The following is a 6,262-nucleotide window of genomic DNA, read 5'->3' on the forward strand; positions in this document are numbered from 1 at the left end:
GGATCATAGGCCTCGCGGTTGAACTCCGGCAACGCCTCCAGGTCTTCCTTGGTGGTCTCGGCCACCAGCCAGCGATCGCCATCCCTCTCCGCCCACTTGGCCTTGTCGAACTGATAGGCGACATTCTTTTCGCCAACCTCAAGGAAGCCGCCGACGCCAATGATCAGCGACTCTGCCTTGCCATCCTTGGCCAGAACGATGTCGTTCACGTCGCCAATGTTTTGAGCGTCGTCGCCAGTGCCGTTGTAGACGGTTTCGCCGATGATATTGGTGGCAAGATTACCGTCGGCACGCTTCACAGGTTCGGCCGGAGCTGCGGTGCTCTCGGCTGGAGCAGCCGGAGCGTTCTGTGCGGTGGTTTCCGTCGAGCCGGAAGGAGCGGCAGGAGCCGTAGCCGTAGTGTCATTGGCCGCAGGAGCCGGATCGAAAGCGCTGCGGTCGAAGTCCGGCTGAGCCGTCAACTCATCCTTTGTGGTTTGCGCAATCAGCCAACGGTCGCCGTTCCGTTCGGCCCATTGCAGCTTATTGTAGTCGAAAGCCACGTTCTTGGCGCCAACGCCAAGAAAGCCGCCGACGCCGATGACCACGGATTTTGCCTGACCGTTTTCATCGAAGACAACGTCGTCGACATTGCCAATGTTCTCGGCATCGTCGCCTGTGCCATTATAGACCGATTCCCCGATGATGTTGGTCACCAGGCTGCCTTCGGCGCGCGCAACGGGAGCCGCAGGAGCGGTATCCTGGACTACCGGGTCCTGCGTCGGCGCCGGGGTTGTGGCCGTCTGCGCATATGCACCGGTCGCAAGCAGCGCTGCGAGTGCGGTGGTGGTCAAAAGGGTGCGGATCATTTAATCCTCCTGCGTTATCTCGTTCCCGCCGCGAGCATGGGAGATCGGTCGCGGCGTTACATATTCACAACGTCGTGACCGCGCGGTTGTTCCGACACCATGGTGAGCGTCGTGAAAAAACCACCCGAAACGCGCTCGCTCATGCCCTCGGCCGGTGAGATTCGCTCCTGTATTTTCGTTAGAGCTGCGGAACTTTTTTTCAGCCGCCCCGTTCCAGCCTACGGCTGGGTCTGTCCTCGCCGATGATTATCCGATGGTTGGCAAGAAAAAACGGAGTGGGGGGATGCGATTTGCGGCGGTGCTGAACCAGGAGGGCGGCACCCTGCGCACGTTTGATCTTTCCGCCTTCACGGACCGGATGCGCCAGACGTTGGAGGCAGCAGGTCACTCCATCGATATCGACATCGTTGCCGGCAAGGACATCGTCGCAACGCTGGACCGCATCGCTTCGAAGCACAGCGTCGACATTGTGCTGGCCGGTGGCGGCGACGGCACCATTTCGGCCGCGGCTGCCCGGTTGATGGGCAGGAAGAAAGCACTTGCGGTTTTACCGGCTGGCACGATGAACCTGTTCGCGCGCGGGCTTGGCATCCCACAGACCCTTGACGCGGCCGTGAAATCTCTTGCCGACGGCGAGGTGATCGCAGTCGATATGGCAACAGCCAACAATAAGCCATTCGTGCATCAGTTCTCGATCGGCATGCATGCCAGGATGGTTCAGCTTCGCCAGACCATGGAGTTTGGCTCGCGGTTGGGAAAGATGCGGGCTTCAGTCAAGGCTGCGTGGGCGGCGATCAACAACCCGTCGGCAATGAAGGTGACGCTGACCATCGGCGAATCCGAGATCGTGACGCGCACCACCGGCATCGGCATCACCAACAATCTGTTCGGTGAGGGTCACCTGCCCTATGCCGACAATCCCGCCGGCGGGGTGCTCGGCATCTATGTCACGGTGGCGCGGCGGCGTGGCGAACTGCTCAGGGTCCTTTTCGACATGGCGCGCGGCAAATGGCGCGGCAGTGAGCATGTGGAAATCCACCAGGCTGACCGGGCCGTTTTGAAAGTGCACTCGGCTGCCAAGAAGTTCCGCGCCGTCATGGACGGCGAACTGGTCAGGCTTGACCCCGAAACGACGATCGAAATCCATCCTGGCGCGCTGAACGTTCTGGTCCCGGCGCGCGCTGTCCAAGCGAAGGCAGCGTGATGCAGTCCGGCACAATCGATCGGATAACTTCAGCCTTTGGGAATCTCGCCCTGTTCGCCCCGGGGAAGCTCGCCCTGTTCGGTTGTCGACGTCTTGTCTATCATGTTGCCGTAGATCTCTGCGATGCCCCAGGCGATAAACGCCAAAAGCAGCGCGGCGATCAAGATACGGAAAGTGTGCCACCCCCAGCGTCCCTGGCGGGCTTTGTCTTCAGGAACGATCCTGGGCATGATCGGCCTCCATTTCATTTGGCGCTGGCATGTCGTTTGGCGCTGGCGAGCGCAGCTGGCAAAACGTGGTTGGGTAACGGTTCCTCAAGGCGAAGGTTCCGGTTTCAGACGCAGGCAACTGGCTAGAATGGCTGCAAGCCGATGCACTTGGGGGCCTTGTGGATAGCAGGGTAGTGAAAAAGCCGAATCTGCCGGTCGACGTCCTTAGTGTGGTTAGGGCGCAGGACCGGCTTGCAGTACTGCACGGTCTCGACGCCCTCGACACGGCGGCCGATCGTGACTTCGACCATATCAGCGCTCTTGCCGCCGCGGTGATGCTAGCGCCCATCGCGCTGGTGACGCTGGTCGATGTCGAACGGCAACGGTTCAAGTCCTGTGTCGGCCTGGATGAGACCGAGGCCTCGACAGATGCATCTTTCTGCGCCCATACCATTGCCGCCGGCGACCAGCCGATGGTGGTGACCGATGCGACCTCGGATTCACGCTTCCACGCCAGCCCGCTGGTCACTGGCCAGCACCATGTCCGTTTCTATGCGGGTGTGGCGATTGTGGTGGCCGGCGCCCGGATCGGCACGCTCTGCGTGCTCGACCGCAAGCCGCGCGCGTCGCCGTCTGCCGCCCAGCTCGAACAATTGACGGCGCTCGCCAGCCTCGCCGCCAGCCTGTTCGCATTGAAGGACGCCACCCGCAACGGCGCCAGCATCGCTGCGGCGCTGGCGCGAGAGGAAAAACGGCGCGGCATCGCGCTCGATGCCGCCTCGCTCGCAAGCTGGGCATGGGATATCCACACCGATATGATCGAATGCGATGTCCGGTTGTCCGAGCTGTTCGGCCTGCCGCGCTCGAATCGGCTGAGGGCGCGCGATATCCTTGCCGCCATCGACCCGCGTGATGTCTACCAGACCGAGACGCGCTTTCGTGACGCGCTGACTGGCAGCGACGACTATTTTGGCGAATACCGCGTCAAGGGCTTCACTCCGCCGCGCTGGCTCGCGACGCGCGGCCGTGTCATCGAGCGCGACGGCGACGGCAAGCCGACGCTGATCTTCGGCGTCAATTACGACATCACCGAACGCAAGCTCGGCGACGAGCGGCAACGGCTCTTGCTGCGCGAGCTGAACCATCGCGTCAAGAACACGCTGGCGACGGTGCAGGCGCTGGCGACGCAGACCGTTCGCCATGCGCGCCAGCCCAGCGAATTCCTTGAAGCCTTCAGCGCCAGGCTTCAGGCGCTGGGCGCCGCCCACAGCCTGCTGTCCGACCGCGAGTGGCGCGGCATTGGCATCCGCGAACTCGTGCAGATCGAGGTCAAGCCGTTCGACACCGCCGAGCAGCCGCGCATGACGATCTCAGGCGCCGATCTGCTGCTTTCGCCCGACCAGGCAGTCGGGCTTGGCCTGATTCTGCATGAACTGGCCAGCAATGCTCTGCAATACGGAGCGCTATCGGCGGCTTCGGGCAAGGTCGATCTCGACTGGCAGGCACAGGGCCGGAAAGGCGCACGGCGCCTGGTGCTGACCTGGCGCGAAAGCGGCGGGCCTGAAGTTGCCTCGCCCGAACGCCACGGCTTCGGCTCGATCCTGATCCGCCGCAGCCTGGCCAAGGTCATCTCCAGCGAAGTGACCCACGAATTCCGGCCGGAAGGCGTATTCGCCGAAATATCGATGCCGCTGGAGGATCTGCCGAAGTGACGGCCCGGCCATGATCCCGAACCGAAGGTCCGCGTCAGCGAAAAGTTCAGCCCGGTTTTGGGATTAGATTGTGGTCAACAAGAAGAATCGCTTCGAGCTATTTCGCTTCGCCGGCATCCGGATCGTCGGCATCGGGCTTCACGTTCTCGCGGTAGATGGCGTAGGCGGCGAGTGCGATCGCTGGTCCGAGTATGGAGCCCAGGCCGCCTTTTCCCTTGAGTAGCGCCGGCAGCACGGCGAGCGCGGCCGTGATGCCGACCGCCTTCATATCGGCTTGGCGCCTCCGCGCCCGGCGTCGGGCGCGCGCGCCGGCCGACTGCTGATGGAAGAGCAGGAGAAGCCCTGCGATCACCAGGAAACCGACCCCAAAACCAAGGCAGGCTGCCATCGGCCCGTAGCGACCCGCCACCCAGACATAGGCCGCTCCGACCAGGAAACCGATGCCGCACAGTGCGGCAAGTGCTGCGAGCGCATAGACGATTGCAGCCGTGCGCGCGCGGCGCACGGCTGCCACGGCTTCACCCGAGGCGAGCCCCGAGACCAACGATGCCAGCATTCCCATCTGGGCTGAGGCTTAGCGGCGCGCGAGAAGCGCGAACAGAAAGCCGACGCCTGCCGCGATCGCCAGAGACGTCACCGGCTTTTCGCGCACGCTCGCCACCACTTGGGCTTCGAGGTCCCTGGCGTTGCTGCGCATATTTTCAAACGCTGCTTCGCCTTGGGCGCGCAATTGTTCCATTCCTTCCGCGGCAACGCGACGAGCAGCCCCGTAACCATGTTGGCCGGTCTCGGCCAGCTGTTCGGTGAGTTTCTGAATGTCGACTTTCAACTGCCTGATATCGGCTTCAAGGTCCGAATTCGTCCGGCTTTCGTTCGGGGACTTTCCTGCGGCAGTCGCCATCACTTGACTCCTTGCGTTTGCTCGGGTCGAAACGTTCGACCCACCCCAAGGTTCCGAAATCGGAACAACTCCCATGAAAGGATGTTTCCGCAAGCGAGTCCAGCCCGGCACGTCTCCGGTAGCCGCTCAGATCAGCGGTCGGCGAGCTTCGCTCAACCCTTGCCAGCCGGCGAGTTCCTTGAGCCTTTCGTTGTCGACCACCTCGCAGCCGCCGTCGCGCCAGAAGATAAGCTTGCGGTCCATCAGCTTGCGGATCGTCTTGTTGGTGTGGACCAGCGACAGGCCGAGGGTATCGGCGAGATGCTGCTGCGTGATCGGAATCTGCACGGGCGTCCTGCCGTTCAGCCCGACCACCCTGGCGCGGCTGGAGATGAACGCGATGAGATAGGCTGCACGCTCGAGCGCGGTGCGTCTGCCAATACTGAGCAGGTTCTCGTCCAGCATGCGTTCCTCTCGCGAGGCGATCCAGGTGATGTCGTAGGCGAGGCCCGGATGGCTGCGGTAGAGTTCGGGAAGGGCTTCCCGCTCGAAAACGCAGAGCAGCATCGGCGACAGCGCTTCCACGGAATGCTGCATTTCTCCCATCAGACTGCCTTGCAAGCCGATGAGATCGCCTGGCATGGAATAGTTCAAAATCTGGCGGCGGCCATCCGACAGCAATTTGTAGCGGAAAGCCCAACCCGACAGCACCGTATAGAGATGGGCGCTGTGGCTTCCCTCCACCAGAACCGTAGCTCCCTTGTCGACGGCCAGTTCGCCCTTCTTGACCGCGTCGACGAAGACAAGTTCCTGCTTCTCGAATGCCCGGAACGCCGGCAACGGCCGCAGTGGGCAGTTCTCACATGAATACCGGCGGGTGGAAAAAGAACGGCCGTTCTGGCCAGGCATTTCAATTCCTCTTCGAAAGCGGCCCTCTTCCGGAAGGCGATAGCAAACGCCCTGCAGGCATCGAGGTTCCGCCATCCGCGACGGGCATGTCTTTTTTAAATGACAGCATGCCAAATAACTTTAAATGACAGGAAGCCAAATAGGGATCATGATTCCTCTGTTCCCTGCGCCCCATGGAGACATTGCTTGCCCCCCTTGCTGGACGGATTGCGGATTCTTGTTCTGGAGGATGAATTCCTGATCGCCATGGATGTCGAGCAGCTTTGCCGCGACTACGGCGCCGGCGACGTGATCATCGCCCGCAATCTGGGTGAGATCGATCGGAAGAGCGTTGCCTCGCAATTCGACGCCGCCATCGTCGATCTCATGCTTGGCGGCGCTTCGACGCTCGATTTCGCTTCGCGGCTGCGCGAATCGGGCGTGCCTTTCGTCTTCGCCTCGGGCTATTCCGACATAGACGAAATCAAGGTTTCCTTTCCGGATGTCAGATTGGTCACCAA

At 61.9% G+C, this 6,262-nt stretch carries 8 protein-coding genes; 3 read left to right on the forward strand and 5 right to left on the reverse strand.

The genetic code is table 11. The annotated features are described in order from the left end of the window. Positions 1-848: PRC-barrel domain-containing protein (locus tag EOA85_RS24595; protein ID WP_164759853.1), on the reverse strand; the 848-nt coding region annotated here is incomplete at its 3' end. A 283-nt stretch (positions 849-1,131) separates the two neighbouring features. Here EOA85_RS24595 and EOA85_RS24600 point away from each other — a divergent pair. Further along, positions 1,132-2,052 (forward strand): diacylglycerol kinase family protein, encoded by a 921-nt coding sequence (locus EOA85_RS24600; protein WP_127211502.1) that lies wholly within the window; start codon positions 1,132-1,134, stop codon positions 2,050-2,052. A 29-nt stretch (positions 2,053-2,081) separates the two neighbouring features. Here the strand turns inward: EOA85_RS24600 and EOA85_RS24605 are convergent, their stop codons facing one another. Beyond that, positions 2,082-2,282 carry a hypothetical protein gene (locus tag EOA85_RS24605; protein ID WP_029348704.1) on the reverse strand — a complete coding sequence of 67 codons (201 nt, stop codon included), beginning with the start codon at positions 2,280-2,282 and terminating at the stop codon, positions 2,082-2,084. Between the two features lie 173 nt (positions 2,283-2,455). On the opposite strand from EOA85_RS24605, the gene EOA85_RS24610 reads away from it, so the two are divergent. Further along, positions 2,456-3,973, forward strand: a complete 1,518-nt coding sequence (locus EOA85_RS24610) for an HWE histidine kinase domain-containing protein (RefSeq protein ID WP_245485993.1) — start codon at positions 2,456-2,458, stop codon at positions 3,971-3,973. 97 nt (positions 3,974-4,070) lie between these two features. On the opposite strand, the gene EOA85_RS24615 is transcribed toward EOA85_RS24610, so the two are convergent. From EOA85_RS24615 to EOA85_RS24625, 3 genes are all read right to left on the reverse strand, one after another. After that, complete coding sequence (locus EOA85_RS24615; protein WP_127211504.1) at positions 4,071-4,535, reverse strand: hypothetical protein; 465 nt, start codon at positions 4,533-4,535, stop codon at positions 4,071-4,073. Positions 4,536-4,547: 12 nt separating this feature from the next. Continuing rightward, entirely contained in the window at positions 4,548-4,874 is a 327-nt protein-coding gene (locus EOA85_RS24620) for a DUF883 family protein (protein ID WP_029348705.1), read from the reverse strand. Positions 4,875-5,000: 126 nt separating this feature from the next. Further along, positions 5,001-5,762: a Crp/Fnr family transcriptional regulator gene (locus tag EOA85_RS24625; protein WP_127211505.1), complete on the reverse strand. Its 762-nt coding sequence runs from the start codon at positions 5,760-5,762 to the stop codon at positions 5,001-5,003. Positions 5,763-5,948: 186 nt separating this feature from the next. Between EOA85_RS24625 and EOA85_RS24630 the strand changes: the two genes are divergently transcribed. Next, positions 5,949-6,262, forward strand: a 314-nt coding sequence (locus EOA85_RS24630; RefSeq protein ID WP_127211506.1) for a response regulator, incomplete at its 3' end; no start/stop codon positions are given.

The sequence above is a fragment of the Mesorhizobium sp. M5C.F.Ca.IN.020.29.1.1 genome (assembly GCF_003997375.1).
In the GTDB taxonomy this organism is placed as follows: domain Bacteria; phylum Pseudomonadota; class Alphaproteobacteria; order Rhizobiales; family Rhizobiaceae; genus Mesorhizobium; species Mesorhizobium wenxiniae.